Here is a 16,218-nt window from a genome sequence, read left to right on the forward strand (position 1 = left end):
TTCTTACCTCGCGCCTAGTCCGGCGCGGCCTCACGCGAGGCGCGGCTTGTAACATAGGCCACGCCGGATGCGCGGGAAAACTGCATCGGACCCAACGCCATGCGTCTCTCCACGAAAGGCCGGTACGCCGTGATGGCGATGGCCGACCTCGCACGCCGCGAGCACGAGGCCGCGCGCGCCGTCGCCCTGGCCGATATCGCCGCCCGGCAGGAGATATCCCTGTCCTATCTGGAACAGCTCTTCGCGCGCCTCCGTCGGCGTGGCCTGGTCAAGAGCGCGCGCGGGCCCGGCGGCGGCTACCGGCTGGCGCGCTCCGCCGAGGTCACCACGATCGCCGAGATCGTCCATGCGGTGGACGAGCCGTTGCGGGCCACCCGCTGCACCGCCGGCAAGGGCTGCATGATCAAGGGCGAGCGCTGCCTGACCCACGACCTGTGGGCCGATCTGGGCGACCGGATCGAGGACTATCTGGCGTCGGTGAGCCTCGCCGACGTCGTCGGAGGGCGGCTCCGCCGCGCCGCATGAGCGTCTACCTCGACCATAACGCCACCGCCAAGGTGCGGCCCGAGGCCATCGCCGCCATGACGCGGACGATGGAGAACGTGGGCAATCCCTCGTCGATCCACGCGGCCGGCCGCGCCGCGCGGGCGGTGATGGAGCAGGCCCGCGCCGACGTCGCCGCCCTGATCGCCGCACCCGCGTCGACGGTGGTCTTCACCAGCGGCGGCACCGAGGCCAATGCGCTGGCCATGGAAAGCGCGATCGCCGCCGGCGCGAAGCGCCTGATCGTCTCGGCGATCGAGCACGACAGCATCCGCGAGACCGCCGCGGCGTCCGGCGTCGCGGTCGAGGTGCTGCCCGTCACGCCCGACGGGGTCGCCGATCTGGCCTGGCTGGACGCGCGCCTGGCGCGCTGGAACGCTGCCGACGGCAAGCCGTTCGTGGCCCTGATGCTGGCCAACAACGAGACCGGGGTGATCCAGCCGGTGGCCGAAGCCTCGGGGATCGTCCGCGACGCGGACGGCTGGCTGCACGTCGATGCGATCCAGGCGGCCGGCAAGATCGCGGTCGACAGCCGCGCGCTGGGCGCCGACACCTTGGCCGTCTCGGCCCACAAGATCGGCGGGCCGCAGGGCGTGGGCGCGCTCACCTTCGGGCCGCGGGCCACGCTCGCGCGCCGCCAGCACGGCGGCGGGCAGGAGCGCGGCCGTCGCGGTGGAACCGAAAATCTTCCCGGAATCAGCGGATTCGGCGCGGCGGCTAAGATCGCGATCGCGGGGCTTGGCGGCCAGGCCGCGCTCCGTGACGCCGCCGCCGAACGCCTGAAGGCCGCCGGCGCCGTCGTCATCGGCGAAGCCTCGCCGCGATTGCCCAACACGCTGTGCGTCGCCATGCCCGGCTGGACGTCGGACCTGCAGGTCATGGCCCTCGATCTGGCCGGGGTGATGGTCAGCGCGGGATCGGCCTGTTCTTCGGGCAAGGTGAAGGCTTCGCCGGTGTTGTCGGCGATGGGCCTGGACGACTTGGCCGGCTGCGCGATCCGCGTCAGCGGCGGCTGGAGCACCACGCCCGAGGATTGGACCCGGTTCGCGGATGTCTGGCTGCAGTCTCATGCCCGCCACGCCGCGCGCCGAGAGGAAGTCGCGTAATGGCCGCCGTCAAACAGACCGTCGAGCACGTCCAGAGCCTGGAGCGCTACAAGCACGGCTTCGTCACGGATATCGAGCAGGACTTCGCGCCAAAGGGGCTGAACGCCGATATCGTCCGGTTCATCTCGGGCAAGAAGGGCGAGCCGGAGTGGATGCTGGAATGGCGGCTGGGCGCCTTCGAGCGCTGGCTTGCGCTTGAGGAGCCCGACTGGGCCAAGGTCAGCTTCCCGCGCATCGACTACCAGGACAGCTACTACTACGCCGCGCCCAGGGCGAAGGAGGGGCCCAAGAGCCTCGACGACGTCGACCCGGACCTGCTCGAAACCTACAAGAAGCTCGGCATCCCCCTGAAGGAGCAGGAAGTTCTCGCGGGCGTCGTCGGCGCTCCGCGCTACGCCGTGGACGCGGTGTTCGACTCGGTGAGCGTCGTCACCACCTTCAAGAAGGAACTGGCGGCCGCCGGCGTCATCTTCTGCTCGATGAGCGAGGCGATCCGCGAGCACCCCGACCTCGTGCGCCAGTACCTGGGCTCGGTGGTGCCGGTGAGCGACAACTACTTCGCCTGCCTGAACAGCGCGGTCTTCTCCGACGGCAGCTTCGTCTACGTGCCGCCGGGCGTGCGCTGTCCGATGGAGCTGTCGACCTATTTCCGGATCAACGCCGAGAATTCGGGCCAGTTCGAACGCACCCTGATCATCGCCGACAAGGGCGCCTACGTCTCGTACCTGGAAGGCTGCACGGCGCCGATGCGCGACGAGAACCAGCTCCACGCCGCCGTGGTCGAGCTGGTCGCCCTGGAAGACGCCGAGATCAAGTACTCGACCGTCCAGAACTGGTACCCGGGCGATCCGGAGACCGGGAAGGGCGGCATCTACAACTTCGTGACCAAGCGCGCCGACTGCCGCGGCGACCGCTCGAAGGTCAGCTGGACCCAGGTGGAGACCGGCTCGGCCATCACCTGGAAGTACCCGTCCTGCGTCCTGCGCGGGAATGGCAGCTCGGGCGAGTTCTACTCCATCGCCATCACCAACGGCCGCCAGCAGGCCGACACCGGCACCAAGATGATCCACCTGGGCGCCGACACCCGCTCACGGATCATCTCCAAGGGCATCAGCGCGGGCCGCAGCTCCAACACCTACCGCGGCCTCGTCTCGGCGCACCCGAAAGCGAAGGGCGCGCGCAACTTCACCCAGTGCGACAGCCTGCTGATCGGCAAGCACTGCGCGGCCCACACCGTTCCCTATGTGGAGGCGCGCAACGGCCACACGGTATTCGAACACGAGGCCACCACCACGCGGCTCTCCGAAGACCAGCTCTTCTACGCCCGGCAACGCGGGCTCTCGGAGGAAGAAGCTGTACAGTTGCTGGTCAACGGATTCGTCAAGGACGTGCTGCAGGAGTTGCCGATGGAATTCGCCGTCGAGGCCCAGAAGCTGGTGGCCATCTCGCTGGAAGGGAGCGTCGGATGACCCGGCCGCTCAACGAAGGCGAACTCACAGGGGTCGACGCCGACGGGGCGATGCTGCGCGAGTGGGACGGGGTCGTCCTGCTCAAGGCGCTCGCCGCCACCGAAGCCGGCAACTGCGAGCCCATGCCCCTGGAGATCCCGGCCGGCGTGCGCGCCACGGCGATCGAGCTGATCGACCCGGCCGCGGGCCTGTTCAATCTGGAGTGCTACCTGGACGAGGCCGGCGAACAGTACGCCTTCGCCCACGGCCACGGGCGCGACGTGCGCCTGGTGGAGAAGATCGAGGACAAGAAGGCGGTCGAGCTCTGACCGCCCCGGAGATGATGTGATGCTTTCGGTTTCCAACCTGCACGCCGCCGTCGACGGCAAGGAGATCCTCAAGGGGCTTAGCCTCGAGGTCCCGGCCGGCGAGGTGCATGCGATCATGGGGCCGAACGGCGCGGGCAAGTCCACGCTGAGCTATGTGCTGACCGGCCGCGACGGCTACGAGGTGACCGAAGGTTCGGCCACGCTCGACGGCGAGGACCTGCTGTCGCTGGAGCCGGAGGAACGCGCCGCCAAGGGCGTCTTCCTGTCGTTCCAGTATCCGCTGGAGATTCCCGGCGTGCCGGCGCTCACCTTCGTGCGCACGGCGCTGAACGCCCAGCGCAGGGCGCGTGGCGAGCCCGAGGTCACCGCGCCGGAGTTCCTCAAGCTCGTCCGCGCCCGGGCCGGCGAACTGAAGATCGACTTCGACATGCTGAAGCGGGCGCTGAACGTCGGCTTCTCGGGCGGCGAGAAGAAGCGGATGGAAATCCTGCAGATGGCCATCCTGCAGCCCCGCTTCCTGATCCTCGACGAGACGGACTCGGGCCTCGACATCGACGCGCTGAAGATCGTCGCCGATGGGGTGAACGCGCTGCGCGGCCCCGATCGCGGCATGCTGGTGATCACCCACTACCAGCGCCTGCTCGACTACATCAAACCCGACCGCGTCCATGTGCTCGCCGGCGGCCGCATCGTCGCCTCGGGCGGCCCCGAGCTGGCGTTGCAGCTGGAGCGCGAGGGCTACGACCGCTACGCGAGGGCCGCTTGAGCGTCATCGCCTCCATACGCGCCCGCGACGTCGCGGAGCTGCCCGGCAAGCGCGACGAGGACTGGCGCTGGACCGACCTGCGCGGGCTGATCCGCGAGGCGCCTGAGCCATCGCGCCCCTATTCCGGCGATCTGCCCGCGGGGCCGTTCGCGGGCCTGGCCGCCGAGGAGGTCGTGATCGCCAACGGCGAAGGCGGGGCCCACGTCGACGTGCTGCCGGCGCAGACACGCCGGCTGGCGCTGCGCTTCGTCTCCCAGGGCGACGGCGGCCATGCCGCCCGCGCCTCCATCGCCGTCGAGGCCGGCGGCACGCTGGTGCTTCTGGAAAGCTATGAGGGCCAGGGCGGCTACCTCGGCCATGCGGGTCTCGCGATCAGCGTCGGAACCGGCGCGACGCTGGAACGCATCGTTCTCGCCGACGATTCCGGCGACGGCGTCACGGTCAGCCAGGCCGAGGTCCATCTGGAGCCCGGCGCCCGGTTCGTCCAGACGGTGCTGACCTCGGGCGCCCGGCGCCAACGCCTCGAAACCCATGTGCGCCATCCCGGCGGCCACGCCGAGCTGCGGCTGGACGGGGTCTACCTGCTGAGCGGCAAGCGGCACGCCGACCTTACGACCGTGGTCACCCACGAGGGCCTGGACGGCGCGACGACCCAGCTCGCCAAGGGCGTGGTGCGCGACCAGGCGCGCGGCGTCTTCCAGGGCCGCATCGTGGTGGCCGAGGGCGCCGACCGCACCGACGCGCGCATGGGCCACCATGCCCTGATCCTCTCCGACCGCGCCGAGGTGGACGCCAAGCCCGAGCTGGAGATCTACGCCGACGACGTGGCCTGCGCGCATGGCAACACGGTGGGCGCGCTCGACGACGAGGCGCTGTTCTACGCCCGCCAGCGCGGCATCCCGGAGGCCGAGGCCCGCGCGCTCCTGACCGAGGCGTTCGTGGGCGAGGTGATCGACCGGATCGGCGACGAGGCCGCCCGCGACGTGGCGCGCGCCTGGGTGGCGGGCCGGCTGGCGGGGGAGGGCTGAGCATGGCCTTCGACGCCGAAGCGATCCGCGCCGACTTCCCGATCCTGCTGCGCCACGTGCACGGCAAGCCGCTGGTCTACCTGGACTCCGCCGCCTCGGCCCAGAAGCCGCGCGCGGTGATCGAGGCCATGTCGCGGGCGATGGAACACTCGTACGCCAACGTCCATCGCGGCCTGCACACCCTGGCGAACGAGACCACCGAGGCCTACGAGGGCGCGCGCGCCAAGGCGGCGGCCTTCATCGGCGCCGAGCCCTCCGAGATCGTCTTCACCAAGGGCGGCACCGAGGCGATCAACCTCGTCGCCAGCGGCCTGGGCCGCTTCCTCCAGCCCGGCGACGAGATCGTGCTCTCCGAAATGGAGCACCACGCCAACATCGTGCCCTGGCACTTCCTGCGCGAACGGCACGGCGTGGTCCTGAAGTGGGTCCGCGTGACCGACGACGGCCAGCTCGACCTGGAGCACTTCCAGAGCCTGCTGGGCCCCAGGACGCGGGTCGTCGCGCTCAGCCACATGTCGAACGTGCTGGGCACCATCAACGACGCCAAGGACCTGGCGCGGATGGCGCACGAGGCGGGCGCCCTGGTGCTGTTCGACGGCTGCCAGGCGATCGTCCACAAGCAGGTGGACGTGAAGGACATCGACGCCGACTTCTACGTCTTCTCCGCCCACAAGCTGTACGGCCCCACCGGGATCGGCGTGCTCTACGGCAAGGCCGACAAGCTGGCGGCGCTTCCGCCCTACCAGGGCGGCGGCGAGATGATCGGCGTGGTCAGCAAGGACGAAATCACCTACGCCGATCCGCCGCACCGCTTTGAGGCGGGTACGCCGCCGATCCTGGAGGCGATCGGCCTGGGCGCCGCCATCGACTGGATTTCCGCGCTGGACCGGCGCGCGGTCGCCGAGCACGAGCACCGCCTCTATGCGCGGGTCCGCGAGGGGCTGGCCGGCGCGAACTGGCTGAAGGTGGTGGGCGAGGCGCCCGGCAAGGGCGCGATCCTGTCGTTCATGGTCGACGGCGCCCACGCCCACGACGTGGCCCAGATCCTGGATCGCTACGGCGTGGCCGTCCGCGCCGGGACCCACTGCGCCGAGCCGCTCATGCGGCGTTTCGGCCTGACGTCGAGCGCTCGCGCCTCGTTCGCCCTATATAACACCGAGGAGGAAGCCGACGCCTTCGTCGACGCCCTCAAGAAGACCCAGGCCTTTTTCGCTTAGAGCTTTGAGCCGATGGACGACGCCCAATCCATAGAGCCGACCGCCGCCGCCCCGCTCAGCCAGACCGAGCTGGACGCGCTGACGGACAAGCTCATCGAGAAGCTGAAGACGGTCTACGACCCGGAAATCCCGGTCGACATCTACGAGCTCGGCCTGATCTACAAGGTCGACGTGTCGGACGACCGCGACGTCGCCATCGACATGACCCTGACCGCGCCGGGCTGTCCGGTGGCCGGCGAAATGCCCGGCTGGGTGGAGGACGCGGTCAACGAGATCCCCGAGGTGCGCTCGTGCCAGGTCGACCTGGTGTTCGATCCGCCGTGGGACCCCTCGCGCATGAGCGACGAGGCCAAGCTGCAGTTGAACATGTTCTGATGAGCCATCTCGATGTCACCCCTCAGCCGCGCCCGCGGCGCCCGCGCCCGAAGGTCGTCACCCTGACCGACGCGGCGGCCGAGCGCGTGCGCGAGATCATGGCCAAGGCCGAGCGTCCCTACGCGGGCCTGCGCGTGGGCGTGAAGAACGGCGGCTGCGCGGGCCAGGAGTACATTCTCGAATACGCCGAGGCCGCCGATCCGCTGGACGAGGTGGTCGAGGACAAGGGCGTGACCGTGCTGGTCGAGCCCAAGGCGGTGCTGTTCCTGCTGGGCACGGTCATCGACTACGAGGTGTCGCGGCTCTCGGCGAAGTTCGTGTTCCGCAATCCGAACGAGACCGACGCCTGCGGCTGCGGCGAGAGCGTCACCATCCAGCCGGCGAAGCTCGACTGATGGCTCGTCGTCCGCGCGCTGGCCGAGCGCCCGAAGCGGCGCTATCGTCCGAAGTCCCAGAGGCGGGGGACGGGATGACCGACGACGTCGAACTGCGCCGACTTGCGATCCGCCGGGCGGACATGCGGCTGGCGTTCCGCAGCCACCTGATGGCGTACGTGATCGTGAACGCGGCCCTGGTGGCGATCAATCTGATCACCAGCCCGCATTCGTTCTGGGCGATCTGGCCGATGATGGGCTGGGGCGTCGGCCTCGCGGCCCATGCCTCCACCGTCTACATGCACGGCGAGGACCTGCGCGACCGCATGATCCAGGAGGAGCTTGAGAAGCTCCGCCGCACGCGCGGCTAGCGACCTTCTCCCGCTAGTCGTCCGCGTAGGCGTATGGCCCGCCGCGCTCCAGGGCCCGCCGATAGGCTGGCCGCGCATGGATTCGCTTGAGGAAGGCGGCGAGGCGAGGGCGGCCCAGCCGCGCGCCGGCCCGCTCGGCGGCGGCCTCCAGCGGGAAGCTCATCATGATGTCGGCGGCGGTGAACTCCGCCCCGGCGAACCACTCCGACTTCTCAAGCTCGCCCTCAATGTAGTCGAAATGGGTCGCGACCTGCGGGTCGATGAAGCCCGACTGCGCGCGTTTGGCGATCGCGTTCACGACCGGCCGTAGCAGCGCGGGCGCGCTGGGCGCGAGCCGGCTGAACACCAGCTTCAGCACCAGCGGCGGCATCGCCGAGCCCTCCGCGTAGTGCAGCCAGTAGCGCATCCGCCGCGCCTCAGCCGAGCCCGGCGGCGGGGCCAGCCGCCCGCCTCCGTGGCGCTCCAGGATATGTTCGATGATCGCGCCGGTCTCGGCGACGGTCTCGCCGTCCTCGGTGATGACCGGCGATTTGCCCAGCGGATGGACGGTCTTGAGTTCAGGCGGCGCGAGCATGGTGGCGGGATCGCGCGCGTAGCGGACGATCTCGTAGGGCGCCTCAAGCTCCTCCAGCAGCCACAGCACGCGCTGCGACCGGGAGTTCTCCAGGTGGTGGACCGTCAGCACGCGCGCCGCTCCCCGAGCCGGAATCGACGGCCATGTTCGCGGCACCGCGGGCGGGCCGCAACCGGGCTCAACGGCCCTTGAACTCGGCGGGCCGCTTCTGGAGGAAGGCCATGATCCCTTCCTTGGCGTCCTCGGTGCGGCCGGCGTCGCCCTGCGCATAGGCCTCGGCCTCGAGCTGGTCGTGCCATTCCGCGTCCAGCGATTCCCAGATCAGGTTGCGCGTCATGCCCAGCGACTTCGGGCCGTCGGCCAGGGCCTTCGCCAGTTCCATGGCCTTGCCCATCATCTCGGCGTCGGGGACGCAGCGGTTGATGAGGCCCCATTCCCGGGCCGTCGCCGCCGGCAGCTTCTCGCCCAGCAGCATCAGCTCCATCGCCCGCGCCTTGCCGATCAGGCGCGGCAGCAGCCAGGTGGCCCCGCCATCGGGCACCAGGCCGATGCGGCGGAAGGCGAGGAGGAAGTAGGCGCTCTCGGCCGCCACGCAGAGATCGCAGGAGAGCGCGAGCGATACGCCGACGCCGGCGGCCACGCCGTTCACCGCCGCCACGATCGGCTTCGGCGAGCGGCGGATCTGACTGACGAAGGGATTGTAGACGCCAAGCAGCGCCTGATTGGGTCCGTCAGCCGCGTCGGTGGCCCGGCCCCCGGCTCCGCCCGACAGGTTGGCGCCCGAGCAGAAGCCGCGGCCTTCGCCGGTGATCACGATGGCGCGCACCGCGGGGTCGCCGATCGCCGCGGCCATGGCGGCCTGCAGCTCGCCCATCAGCTCCAGGCCGGCGGCGTTGAGCGTCGAGGGATCGGAAAGGGTGATGACGCCGACGCCGTTCTCGACCGACGTCTTGACCTTGGCGGGTGACTGCGCGCCGTCCATGGCGTTCTCCCTTTGAATCCTGGGCAGGAATTCAAGGGCAGATACCCCGGCGTCAGCCAAGGGAAAAGGACCTCAGGCGGCGCGGGTTTCCGAGTTGGCGGCCGCGATCGAGGTGCGGTTGCGGCCGTTGCGCTTGGAGGCGTAGAGCGCGCCGTCGGCCGCCTCCAGCAGCGACATCGGCGAATCGCCCGGCTTCAGCTCGGCGATGCCGGTCGAGATGGTGATCGCGCCCAGGTCTTCGTTGGTCGAGCGGCGCTTGAGCACCCGAGAGGCGATCTCCTCCCGCGCGCCTTCCATGGCCGCCATGACCACCGCGCTCTTCTCGCCCGGGAAGATCACCGCGAATTCCTCGCCGCCATAGCGGGCGGCCAGGCGCGGCGTCGCGCCGACGCGGCCTATGACGCTGGCCACGTAGCGGATCACCTGGTCGCCGGTCTGGTGTCCCCAGGTGTCGTTGAAGTTCTTGAAGTGGTCGATGTCGACGACCGCCAGGGTCATCGGCTCGCCGCGCTGTTGCGCCTGGGCGCAGGCGCTTTCGAGGGTCTCGTCGAACGCCTTCCGGTTGGCCAGGCCGGTCAGGGAATCGGTCATGGCGTCGCGGCGCACCTGTTCCAGGTGGGCGCGCATGCGGGCGAGTTCGTCGGTGGTGTCGGCGAGCTGGCTCTCCAGCGCCTGGTTCTCTTCGCGCACCTTGCGGGTGGCCTGGCTCAGGGTCTCCACCATGGTGCGGACGGCGCTGGCGTCCTGCTCCTGGAGCGACTCCGTGGCGGTGGCCAGTTGCTGGCCGTAGGCCTCGCTGGACTCGCGGGCGGACTCGATGGCCCGCGAGACGCTGTCCAATTCCTGGGACAGGCTCTTGCCGGCGTCGAGGATCTCCCCGGTCAGCTTGGCGCCCGGCAGGTGTTGGGCCGCGATCGCCTCGCCGATCTGGTCGGTGAAGGGCGCGCCCGACTGGATGACGGTGCTGATCTGCGCGGCCACGTCGCTGTCCTTGACGGCGACGTAGTGCAACCAGAGCTCGAAGTTGAGCGCGGTCGGCCAGACCCGGTGGGTCTCCATGGCCTCGATCGCCTTGCGGGCCCAGAGATAGGCCTTGGGGCTGCGGAGTATGGCGTCGATGTCCCGCGACATGGGGGCAAACTAGCCGCCGACCCCAAACGACGCGTTAAAAGCGCTGCCTAACGATCGGTGGACTTGGGCGTCGCGGATCGCATCAGGAAGGCGGGCGTATCGTCGCCGAATCCCACCACCCGGTCGCCGTCGTCGCGGTTGCGCGCCGGCCGCTCGCTGCGCGCCTTCGCCGGCTCGGGCCGGGGTGCGGCCTCTCGCCGCGGCGGTCGCGGCGCCCGCGGCGCTTCTTCGGGCGGCGGGCTCGGCGCGGGGGCCGCCTCGGCGGCTTCGGCGGCTTCGACCTGAGGTTCCGGCCGGCTCGTCCGGCGAGGACGCTCGCCGCCACGCGGCGTGCGCTCGCGCGTCCGGCCGCCGCGCTCGCGGCCGCCGCCGCGCGGGGCGCGGGGCTCGTCCTTGATGGACGCCCAGTCGATGCCTTCCAGGGTGATCTCTTCCGGCGACTTGCCGATCAGCTTCAGCACCTTGTCGAGGTTCTTGCTGTCGGCCGGGGTCACCAGCATGAAGGCTTGGCCCGATCGGCCGGCGCGGCCCGTCCGGCCGATCCGGTGCACATAGTCGTCGGCGTGGTGCGGGACGTCGTAGTTGAACACGTGGCTGACGGCCGGGATGTCGAGGCCGCGCGCGGCGACATCCGAGGCGCACAGCAGCTTCAGCGAGCCGTTGCGGAAGCTCTCCAGCGTGCGCATGCGCGTGGACTGATCGAGGTCGCCGTGGATCGGCGCGGCGTCGAGGCCGTGCTTCTTGAGCGACTTGGCGACGATATCGACCTCGGACTTGCGGTTGCAGAAGACGATGCCGTTCTTGACGTCGTCGCGTCCGATCAGCGCCCGCAGGGCCGTGCGCTTGGCCTTGGGGTCGGTAGTGGGGATGCGCACCAGGTTCTGGGTGATGGTCTCGGCGGTGGTGGCCGGCCGCGCCACCTCGATCCGCTCGGGATCGTTGAGGAACTGCTTGGTGAGCCGGGTGATCTCGGGCGGCATGGTCGCGGAGAAGAACAGCGTCTGCTTCCGCGGCGGCGTCAGCTTGAAGATGCGTTCGAGGTCCGGGATGAAGCCCATGTCGAGCATCCGGTCGGCCTCGTCGACCACCATGATCTGCACGCCGGTCAGCAGCAGCTTGCCGCGTTCGAAGTGGTCGAGCAGGCGGCCGGGCGTGGCGATCAGCACGTCGACGCCGCGATCCAGCTTCAGCTCCTGGTCGGTGAACGAGACGCCGCCGATCAGCAGCGCCCACGTCAGTTTCTGGCCCTTGGCGTAGCGCTCGAACGAGGCGGCGACCTGGTCGGCCAGTTCGCGGGTGGGGGCGATCACCAGCGCCCGGGGCATCCGCGCCCGCGCCCGGCCGGCGGCCAGCCGGTCGATCATCGGCAGGGTGAAGGCGGCGGTCTTGCCGGTGCCGGTCTGGGCGATGCCCAGCACGTCGCGGCCCTGCAGCGCCACGGGTATGGCGGCCGCCTGGATGGGCGTCGCTGTGGTGTAGCCGGTCTCGGCGACGGCGTTGAGGGTCGCGGGCGAGAGGCCCAGGTCTGAAAATTCGGTCATCAGCTAACTTGGTGCGGCCGCCCGGAGGGACGGGGCGGCGCCGGACGCGGCGGCGCGGACGGACATCGCCACGCGGGCGGAACATACGGCGCACGGCTCCCAAGTCAACGCGCGGCGCTGATCAAGGCGCGCCGCGAGGGCCCAGAGGCGCTCCGGCGCCTGTCCGGCGGGCTAGACGTCGAGGTCGGCGACGGCGAACTCGGCGTTCTCCTGGATGAACTGGAACCGGGCCTCGGGCTTGCGGCCCATCAGGCGCTCCACCAGGTCCTCCACCAGTTCCTCGGCGCGGGGCAGGGTGACGCGCGCCAGGGTGCGCGTCCTGGGGTCCATGGTGGTTTCCTTGAGCTGGGCGGGCATCATCTCGCCCAGGCCCTTGAACCGGCTGATCTCCGGCTTCTTGCCCTTGAATTCGGTGGACAGCAGTTCGTCGCGGTGGAGGTTGTCGCGGGCGTAGACCGCCTTGCCGCCGTGGCTGAGGCGGTAGAGGGGCGGCAGCGCCAGATAGAGCCGGCCCGAGCGGATCAGGTCGGGCATCGTCCGGTAGAAGAAGGTGATCAGCAGGCTGGCGATGTGGGCCCCGTCCACGTCGGCGTCCGTCATGATGATGATGCGGTCGTAGCGCAGGTCGTCGTCGCGGTACTTCGAGCCCATCTGGACGCCCAGCGCCAGCAGCAGGTCGGCCAGTTCCTTGTTGCCGCCGAACTTGTCGGTGGAAGCCGAGGCCACGTTCAGGATCTTGCCGCGCAGGGGCAGGATCGCCTGGTTGCGGCGGTCGCGGGCCTGCTTGGCCGAGCCGCCGGCCGAGTCGCCTTCCACCAGGAACAGCTCGGCGCCGTCCGTGGCTTGCCCCGAGCAGTCGGCCAGCTTGCCGGGCAGCCGCAGCTTGCGTGTCGCCGAGGCGCGGGCGACTTCCTTGTCGCGCCGGCGCTTCAGGCGCTCCTCGGCCCGCTCGATGACGAACTCCAAGAGCGCGCTGGCGGCCTTGGGCTGGGCGGTCAGCCAGTGGTCAAACGGGTCGGCCAGCGCCTTTTCCACGAGCTTCTGGGCGTCGGACGACGACAGCCGCTCCTTGGTCTGGCCCTGGAATTCGGGATTGGGGATGAACACGCTGACCAGGGCGCCCGCCTGGGCCAGCACGTCGTCGGCGGTGATCAGGCCGCCACGCTTCTCGCCGGTGAGCTCGGCGTACTGCTTGAGGCCGCGGGTCAGCACCGCGCGCAGCCCGCTCTCGTGCGTGCCGCCCTCGGGCGTCGGCACGGTGTTGCAGTAGGACTGCATGAAACTGTCGGCCTCGCCGAAGCCCGCCGGGGTCCAGGCGATGGCCCACTCCACCTTGCCGGTCTCTCCGGGGCGCTCGTAGCGGCCGGCGAAGGGCTCGGGCGTGACCACCGACAGGCCCTGCGTCCGCTCGGCCAGGAAATCCGCGAGCCCGTTCGGGAAGCGGAAGGTGGCCTCGGCGGGCGTCTGGTCGTGGATCCGCGACGGGTCGCATTTCCAGCGGATCTCGACGCCGCCGAAGAGGTAGGCCTTGGATCGGGCCATCCGGTAGAGGCGCGCCGGCTTGAAGGCCGCGTGCTCGCCGAAGATCACCGGATCGGGCGTGAAGCTGATCTGGGTGCCCTTCTTCCGGGTCGGCCCCAGCTTCTCGATCGAGCCCAGGGGCTTGCCGCGCGTGAAGGCCTGGCGCCACTCGAAGCCGTCCTTCCAGGCCGTCACCTCGACGCGTTCCGAAAGCGCGTTGACCACCGAGACGCCCACGCCGTGCAGGCCGCCCGAGGTCTCGTAGGCCTTGCCCGAGAACTTCCCGCCCGAGTGCAGGACGGTCATGATGACCTCCAGCGCCGACTTGCCGGGGTGCTTGGGGTGGGGATCGACCGGAATCCCCCGGCCGTCGTCCTTGACCGTAAGGGCGCCGTCGGCGTCGAGGCTCACCTCGATCACCTTGGCGTGGCCGGCGACGGCCTCGTCCATGGCGTTGTCCAGCACCTCGGCGAAGAGGTGGTGCAGCGCCCGCTCGTCGGTGCCGCCGATGTACATGCCCGGCCGCTTGCGGACCGGTTCCAGTCCCTCGAGGACCTCGATGTCCTTGGCCGAATAGCCCGACGTCCTGGGCGGTTCCGGCGCGTCGGGGCGGGGCTCGTGACCGCCGGCCAGCGGCGCGGCGGGCGCCGGGTTCAGGGCGTCGTCGAACAGGTCGGGAGCAGGCTGGGCGGAGGACTTGGACATCTGTGCGAAGGGTGGTCCGATTCTGACCGGCCCGGTATGAATCGGCGGGCCGCACAAGGCAATGCGGCCATACCGCCGACGCCGATGTTGCGCCGGATTCCGGGCGCGGCGGCCCTCGGCCGCGCGGGGCGACGGGGAGCCCGATTCACGTGCGGCGCGAGCGTCGGTCGCCATCCGGGCATCATGCGTTCGGCAGATGCGGGCGCCGTTCCGGTCGGGCGAGGGTCTGGCGATAGCGAGACCAACCGGAGCGCACCATGTCGAAGTTTTGGAAATTCGCCGCAGGCCTGGCGGGCGCGTGCGCGTTCTCCGTCGCCACCGGCGCGTCGGCGGCGACGTCGGTCGTCGGCGCGGTGCGCATCGAGATCACGAGCGCGGTCCCCGACGTCCTGCAGATCTTCGACGTCAAGGCGCTGGAGCTGGGCTCCCTGGACAATGTCGCCTCGGCCGCCGAGGGGGCCTCCGCGAACGCCTTCAGCAGCGGGTACTCCACGTCGCCGGACGATGCGATCGACGCGTTCGACGGGTCGCCCTACTTCTCCGCGGGTGGGGACAGCTCGGAGATGCTGACGATTGTGTTGGCCAGGACCGCGACGCTCTCCAATCTCAGCATCAAGGGCCGCGACAACTGTTGCCGCGATCGCGACTTCTGGAACGTCAGCATCTTTGGCGCGGGGAACGCCTTGCTGTTCAGCGGCCAGCTCGATGCGCGCGAGACCGAGGGCTCCATCGCCAGGGTGGATTTCGACGCGCCGGTCGCGGGCGTTCCCGAACCGGCGACCTGGGCGATGTTGATCGTGGGGTTCGGCGCGGCCGGCGGCGCGATCCGGTCGCGTCGCCGCCAGATGGCCTCGGCCTGAGGCTCCGAACCTCTGAGGATCGCGCCCTCCCGGATCGGGCAATTCCACTCGATCCGGGAAGGTTCTAGGCTCTCGGCGCGTTTCGCGAGGGGGGCGGCGACGTGAGCACCTGGAAGGATCCGCAGATCGCCGGCGTTCGGGCGTTGCTGGCCGCGCGACGGCCCGATCCCGATGCGCCGCCGCCCAGCGCGGCGCAGCGGCGGGCGGCCATGGACGCCGTGGGCGAGGCGGCCGCCCTGCCGGAAGGCTGTCGCCACGAACCCTGCCGGGTGGGCGGGATCAAGGCCGAGCGGGTGATCCCGAAGACGGCGCGTCCCGGCCGCACGATCCTCTACGTCCACGGCGGGGCCTACACCGCGGGCAGCCCGCGCAGCCACCGGCCGATGGTGGCCCGGATCGCCGAGGCGGCCCACGCCACGGCGGTGGCGATCGACTACCGGCTGGGGCCTGAGCACCGGTTCCCCGCGGCGGTCGAGGATGCGGTGGCGGCCTACCGCGGCCTGCTCGACGAGGGCGCGGAGCCGGGAAGCCTGATCGTGGCGGGCGATTCCGCCGGCGGTGGGCTGGCGCTCGCGCTCGCCCTCGCGCTGAAGGGGGAGGGCCTGCCGCAGCCGGCCGGCTACTTCGTCATCAGCCCCTGGGCCGACCTGACCCAGGGCGGCGCCAGCTACCGGACCAAGGCCGAGACCGACCCGACGATCTCGAAGGAGGGGCTCGATCAGAACGCGCGCGACTATCTGGGCGGGCTGGACCCGCGCGACCCGCTGGCCTCGCCGGTGTTCGGCGATTTCGAGGGCGTGGCGCCCGTCCTGATCCAGACGGGATCCGAGGAGACGCTGCTCAGCGACAGCATCACCATGGCCGACGTGCTGGCCCACGCCCGAGTCGAGGTGCGCCTGGAGGTGTGGCCCGAGATGATCCACGTCTTCCAGGCCTGGGGCGCCATCCTGCACGCCGCGCGGCGGGCGATCGGCCTGGCCGGCGCCTGGATGGACGGCCGTTTCGAGCGCTGACAGGGCAGTTTTTCGAAGAAGGGGTTGCCGGAACGCCGTTTCGTGGCAGAGTTCGAAGTGAGGACGAACCCGCGCAAGTCGGGACGTTTAGGGAGATAGTGAAGATGCCGCATTCGACCGTGCGTGATCGGTCCGGCGTCCGGTTTCCGCCGGAACTGGCGAATATCGTCGGCACCTCCGGCGCCATCCTGGCCGTCGTGGCGCTGGGGTCCGGGATTGTCGCCGTCCTGCCGAACCCCGACACCTGGCAGACCGCGGCGGCCTATCTTGGCCCGGCGGGCCTCGCGTTCGCCGCCTACTGGTGGGTCGCCCAGAAGCTCTGAGCCTCGGGCGC

18 protein-coding genes are annotated in these 16,218 nt (G+C 70.2%); 13 read left to right on the top strand and 5 right to left on the bottom strand.

Going from position 1 to position 16,218, the window contains the following annotated elements; translation table 11 throughout:
- The first annotated feature begins 99 nt into the window (after nt 1-99).
- The 10 genes from GC203_RS04830 to GC203_RS04875 all read left to right on the top strand — a co-directional run bounded on the left by GC203_RS04830 (nt 100) and on the right by GC203_RS04875 (nt 7,557).
- Nucleotides 100-525, top strand: coding sequence for an Rrf2 family transcriptional regulator (locus GC203_RS04830; protein WP_293451892.1), 426 nt, complete (start codon nt 100-102; stop codon nt 523-525).
- Nucleotides 522-1,649, top strand: a complete 1,128-nt coding sequence (locus tag GC203_RS04835) for a cysteine desulfurase family protein (protein WP_293451893.1) — start codon at nt 522-524, stop codon at nt 1,647-1,649. Before GC203_RS04830 ends, GC203_RS04835 begins: the two co-directional genes overlap by 4 nt.
- On the top strand, nt 1,649-3,118 hold the full coding sequence (gene sufB, locus GC203_RS04840; RefSeq protein ID WP_293451894.1) for a Fe-S cluster assembly protein SufB: 1,470 nt from the start codon (nt 1,649-1,651) through the stop codon (nt 3,116-3,118). Before GC203_RS04835 ends, sufB begins: the two co-directional genes overlap by 1 nt.
- Nucleotides 3,115-3,426, top strand: coding sequence for a hypothetical protein (locus tag GC203_RS04845; RefSeq protein ID WP_293451895.1), 312 nt, complete (start codon nt 3,115-3,117; stop codon nt 3,424-3,426). Before sufB ends, GC203_RS04845 begins: the two co-directional genes overlap by 4 nt.
- A gap of 19 nt (nt 3,427-3,445) precedes the next feature.
- Entirely contained in the window at nt 3,446-4,192 is a 747-nt protein-coding gene (gene sufC / locus GC203_RS04850) for a Fe-S cluster assembly ATPase SufC (RefSeq protein ID WP_293451896.1), read from the top strand.
- Nucleotides 4,189-5,220, top strand: a complete 1,032-nt coding sequence (gene sufD, locus GC203_RS04855; protein WP_293451897.1) for a Fe-S cluster assembly protein SufD — start codon at nt 4,189-4,191, stop codon at nt 5,218-5,220. The genes sufC and sufD overlap by 4 nt, the downstream gene beginning before the upstream one ends.
- A gap of 2 nt (nt 5,221-5,222) precedes the next feature.
- A complete protein-coding gene (locus GC203_RS04860; RefSeq protein ID WP_293451898.1) occupies nt 5,223-6,437 on the top strand; it encodes a cysteine desulfurase in 1,215 nt (404 codons plus the stop codon).
- A gap of 12 nt (nt 6,438-6,449) precedes the next feature.
- Entirely contained in the window at nt 6,450-6,812 is a 363-nt protein-coding gene (locus tag GC203_RS04865; protein ID WP_293451899.1) for an SUF system Fe-S cluster assembly protein, read from the top strand.
- Nucleotides 6,812-7,207, top strand: a complete 396-nt coding sequence (locus GC203_RS04870) for an iron-sulfur cluster assembly accessory protein (protein WP_293451900.1) — start codon at nt 6,812-6,814, stop codon at nt 7,205-7,207. The genes GC203_RS04865 and GC203_RS04870 overlap by 1 nt, the downstream gene beginning before the upstream one ends.
- Nucleotides 7,208-7,281: 74 nt before the next feature.
- A complete protein-coding gene (locus tag GC203_RS04875; protein ID WP_293451901.1) occupies nt 7,282-7,557 on the top strand; it encodes a 2TM domain-containing protein in 276 nt (91 codons plus the stop codon).
- A 13-nt stretch (nt 7,558-7,570) separates the two neighbouring features.
- Here GC203_RS04875 and GC203_RS04880 read toward each other — a convergent pair whose 3' ends face one another.
- The 5 genes from GC203_RS04880 to parE form a co-directional block, all read right to left on the bottom strand.
- A complete protein-coding gene (locus tag GC203_RS04880) occupies nt 7,571-8,242 on the bottom strand; it encodes a glutathione S-transferase (protein WP_293451902.1) in 672 nt (223 codons plus the stop codon).
- A gap of 67 nt (nt 8,243-8,309) precedes the next feature.
- Entirely contained in the window at nt 8,310-9,113 is an 804-nt protein-coding gene (locus GC203_RS04885) for an enoyl-CoA hydratase/isomerase (protein WP_293451904.1), read from the bottom strand.
- Nucleotides 9,114-9,185: 72 nt separating this feature from the next.
- Entirely contained in the window at nt 9,186-10,244 is a 1,059-nt protein-coding gene (locus GC203_RS04890; protein ID WP_293451906.1) for a diguanylate cyclase, read from the bottom strand.
- A 47-nt stretch (nt 10,245-10,291) separates the two neighbouring features.
- Nucleotides 10,292-11,785: a DEAD/DEAH box helicase gene (locus GC203_RS04895; protein WP_293451908.1), complete on the bottom strand. Its 1,494-nt coding sequence runs from the start codon at nt 11,783-11,785 to the stop codon at nt 10,292-10,294.
- 171 nt (nt 11,786-11,956) lie between these two features.
- Entirely contained in the window at nt 11,957-14,011 is a 2,055-nt protein-coding gene (parE, locus tag GC203_RS04900; RefSeq protein ID WP_293451910.1) for a DNA topoisomerase IV subunit B, read from the bottom strand.
- A 257-nt stretch (nt 14,012-14,268) separates the two neighbouring features.
- Between parE and GC203_RS04905 the strand changes: the two genes are divergently transcribed.
- The 3 genes from GC203_RS04905 (at nt 14,269) to GC203_RS04915 (ending at nt 16,207) form a co-directional block, all read left to right on the top strand.
- Nucleotides 14,269-14,871: a PEPxxWA-CTERM sorting domain-containing protein gene (locus GC203_RS04905; RefSeq protein ID WP_293451912.1), complete on the top strand. Its 603-nt coding sequence runs from the start codon at nt 14,269-14,271 to the stop codon at nt 14,869-14,871.
- Between the two features lie 101 nt (nt 14,872-14,972).
- A complete protein-coding gene (locus tag GC203_RS04910; protein ID WP_293451914.1) occupies nt 14,973-15,884 on the top strand; it encodes an alpha/beta hydrolase in 912 nt (303 codons plus the stop codon).
- 104 nt (nt 15,885-15,988) lie between these two features.
- Complete coding sequence (locus GC203_RS04915) at nt 15,989-16,207, top strand: hypothetical protein (RefSeq protein ID WP_293451916.1); 219 nt, start codon at nt 15,989-15,991, stop codon at nt 16,205-16,207.
- Nucleotides 16,208-16,218 lie beyond the last annotated feature (11 nt).

The organism is Phenylobacterium sp. (genome assembly GCF_016124325.1).
Lineage (GTDB): Bacteria > Pseudomonadota > Alphaproteobacteria > Caulobacterales > Caulobacteraceae > Phenylobacterium.